The sequence below is a fragment of the Labilibaculum filiforme genome (assembly GCF_002843315.1).
GTDB lineage: Bacteria > Bacteroidota > Bacteroidia > Bacteroidales > Marinifilaceae > Labilibaculum > Labilibaculum filiforme.
Window position 1 is genome coordinate 1 of the sequence record NZ_MVDD01000042.1, and the last position, 3,764, is coordinate 3,764.

The following is a 3,764-nucleotide window of genomic DNA, read 5'->3' on the forward strand; positions in this document are numbered from 1 at the left end:
AAATTCCTTTATTCATAGTCAATTCAGTTGGTTTTTGATTAAATATTATTTAAATTTTCTTTAAAAACTTCCTCGTTAGCTTCAGAAATTAATCAGAAGTTCTGATGTGGGGAATGCACTACAACGGTGGCGGTATGAAATCGTTGGGGATTGCGGGCTACTTTCCTGTCCAGTTACACCAAACTTGATGCGTGGTAAAATGTTTGTATAATTACTTAATCCCCAATGTTTTATACCGCGTGTTGCCAGTAGTGTTTTATTCATTTATCTTCTTTTTGTAGAGATAATCAATCATTTGAAATATCGCCAATTTATTTTTATTCTCATGTGATATGAAATCGTCTGGCGTATTTGATTCAATAAATCTGGTTATGTCAATGTTGTTAATTGGAAAAATAAGTCCGTTTGCTTCAACAATCCAAGGTAAATACCAAGCGTTTGGCATATCATCAAAATTCGATATTGAAATTTCTTCTCCTTTTTTATTCTTAAAAGTTATTTTAATCCAATTAGTTGTGGTACTCCAGTTTCCATATCTTGTTCCCAATATATTGTTCAAAATCGTATTATTAAATGAGTCAATTTGATTTACTGCATTTTTATAAAATTCAAAATCAATCTTGTTGTAAGGTAAACTATATCTGCTTGTTCCATGTTCATAGTCGAAAGTGTTACCCTTTTTGAAATCTTTTTCTATTAAATCAATCTTCTTCAAGTAATCATTTTTATCATTTTCGCTAATATTAAGCTCATTCACATTGATTTGACTAAATGGATTTGAATCAATTGCGTTAAGAATTCCTAAAGCAACTTTAGCTGAGAATGAATTTTTAAATTTCTCCTTGTCAGTTTTGTAACCTTGGTGTTCAATCTTTGAAGCTGAAAACGTTGAATCATTTTCTAATTTATATTCTATTACTTTTGAATTAGAATGAAAACAACCTTGACTACCTATTTCAAAACTAACCTCTTTTATAGGATTAGAAAGAAATTCTGATAATGGATGCTCAATTACGTATTTAATTAATTCTGTAGAATCATCAGTTAATTTGTACTTGTAATACTTTTGATAATATGAATCTGATATTATGGCTTCATAATCATTGATAGCTTTAAAATTTCCAATATTAAAATCTAATAAATCAATTCTGTACCAAGTTTTACCCAAGTCATCAGATTGTAAAATCTCACGACCATTACCCCCCCCAAGTTTTTCTTGTTGCTTTTGCTGTCACATAAGGTGTAACAATTGGATTTTCAAGTGTATACATTGGTGTATAAAGAAATTCACTTTCGTTTACTTTGGTCAATTCAGCCCTGTGCCATGCATATAAAGTTCCATTTAATGTTTTAAGAGAAATTGGAGCACTTACTAAATTAGATTCAGATGTCCAATTTGAAACGAAACTGGAATCAAGAAGATGCACTTTCAAATCCCTGGAAATCGCAAACAGTTTATTTGACGATTTATCATAGGAAAAATCAATCATATCTGAAAGCTCATTCCATTGAATAGAATCCAGTTTTGACCAAAAAATAAGGTTTTGTTGATTGATTATTATATTGTTCCCGAAAATTTGAGCTTTATAAATAGTCGGTCTTATATTTTTGTTGGTTCTTACATATTTCTTTTGGTCTAAAGGACTCGGTATTTTTGTCCATGTTTTACAATTGTCTTCAGTTAGATAAATTCTGTTCCAGAAATCCCCGACAATACCTTTTTTTGTATTCTCAAAATATATAGTGTTTATCCTCATGTTTCCAGTTGACTCAATTTTATCAAATGATGTCCATGTTTTACCGAAATCATTGGAATAATAAATTAACTGAGAATTTCCGCTCATCCAAGCATTTCCATCATAGTCAATGTAATTTGCGTCAATCCAACTGGATTTCCCAAATTTTACTTCTTGCCAGTTTTTACCACCGTCATTTGTCCAATAGATAAAATCTTGTTTTCCATCTTTTTGAATAAATCCAGAAATATATCCAGTATCACGATTAAAAAAGCTTGTTCTTTCAAATGTTCGCCCAGAAACTAAATCATATTCATTAGTCTTAAAAGTTCCGTATTTCCAAGGTTTAGCAAAACCCTCACTAAAATAAGTGTCACCGGTTTTTGTCGCAATCCAAAAAGTAGAATCTTTTGAAATGCAAAATTCTTCAGTAGCTCCTCTAATTTCTAATATTGCTCTATAGTCCTTTTGCGAGAATAAATTTGAGGTCGCAAATATTAAAATCAATGTGAGTTTTGTATATAATTTCATTTTCTTATTGAGTGTTATTCTGAGCACTGCGGTTTCTTAACATTACTGGCAACGTTGAGTATATGCAAAGTAGGCGATTGCGGGCTTCAAACCTATCAAACCGTTACGATTTTGAAGCGGACTACAACCCGTTAATTTACTACTGTTACGCCTATTTTGTATATACATTGTTAGCAATTGTATTTTCTTATTTCTCAATCAAATTCCTTCTTATATCAGAAATCCATTTGTCATTTTTTATATCGTAAATAGAAGTCTGGGAATAATAAAAGTCAGCAATTCCTTTTTCTTCCTCTTCTTTTGTTGCAAAACGACTGAAATATATTGTCAACATATCATCGCCAATCTCCTTAACTGAAAATCCTTGATAATTATTCTTCGTATTTTCAACAATATGGCGTTGAGAAATTACCCTGTCACCATACCAACCAACGTAATAAAAACTACTATCCGTATCAAAAACTATCTTTGAGCCAGAACCAATTTGAACTACTTGATATATATCTTTTACTGATAATGCTACAGTGTCAGGAACTCCATTATATGCCCGAACTAAAAAATTAAATGAATTATCTTGATAAAAATAAGATGTTCCAAAATTCCAAGTCGAGTCAGCAACATAAACTTTTTGTTTTAAAGTCTCGGACACGAATTTTGATTGATTACTGTTCAAAATTTTCTTGATTTCAACGGTATCAATAGAATTTACAGACCATTGACAATAATTTTGTTCGTATTTAATCTTGTCCTGATTTTTCTTTATGTAGTCCTTGTTTTCAATGGCGTAATTTAGTAGTTCTAATGCCTTTTTGTAATCTAGCTTACTACTTACAATTCGAATTACTAATCCTGCCGATGACAACACTGGTTCAGGTCTTAAGCTATTGTCCCAAGTATATTTAATCGAACCATTATCGTAACTTATAAAAAAGTCAGGTTCACAAGTTCCTGTGTAATAGTGATTAAAATCAATTAAAACTTTTCCTTTATAATTGGCTTTTTCAAGCATTCTTTGTCCAAGTTCTCCAAGAATTTTCAGTTTATTAATCTCCTCATATTCATATCCTGTTTTAATACGAACAGTCAGATTATTATAAGTCTTTGTCACATAGAAATCCTGATGGGCTTGACAAATCATTACATTAAAAACTAATAATATTATTGGCAGTATCTTTCTCATAATATAATTGCTAACGGTTGAGTGTATGTGTAGTGCGGGATTAAAAGTGATAAACTTTCAATTACGCACGTAGCCAATTCGTATATTCAATATTTCAAATTTTCCGTCAATCGTCAAAGACGAATTGGCGGTGTTGCAACAACGAACCGCAGCCCCAAAAACCGCTGAAACCCGCATTACATATGACACTTTGTTGAACGAAACCTAAAGGTAGCTAAAGAACCCATTTACTTACCTTTAGATAGTATTTAATTTAAAATTCGTATTATGAAAAAAAAGCACCTTAATCGAACGGGCATGTAATTCATGCGATGAAT

3 protein-coding genes are annotated in these 3,764 nt (G+C 31.2%); all 3 read right to left on the bottom strand.

The window, feature by feature from the left end; translation table 11 throughout:
• Positions 1-256 precede the first annotated feature (256 nt).
• Positions 257-1,168 carry a hypothetical protein gene (locus tag BZG02_RS20565; protein ID WP_101263627.1) on the bottom strand — a complete coding sequence of 304 codons (912 nt, stop codon included), beginning with the start codon at positions 1,166-1,168 and terminating at the stop codon, positions 257-259.
• Positions 1,169-1,196: 28 nt separating this feature from the next.
• Positions 1,197-2,267 carry a WD40/YVTN/BNR-like repeat-containing protein gene (locus BZG02_RS20570; protein WP_101263628.1) on the bottom strand — a complete coding sequence of 357 codons (1,071 nt, stop codon included), beginning with the start codon at positions 2,265-2,267 and terminating at the stop codon, positions 1,197-1,199.
• 187 nt (positions 2,268-2,454) lie between these two features.
• Positions 2,455-3,447, bottom strand: coding sequence for a hypothetical protein (locus tag BZG02_RS20575; RefSeq protein ID WP_143470532.1), 993 nt, complete (start codon positions 3,445-3,447; stop codon positions 2,455-2,457).
• Positions 3,448-3,764 lie beyond the last annotated feature (317 nt).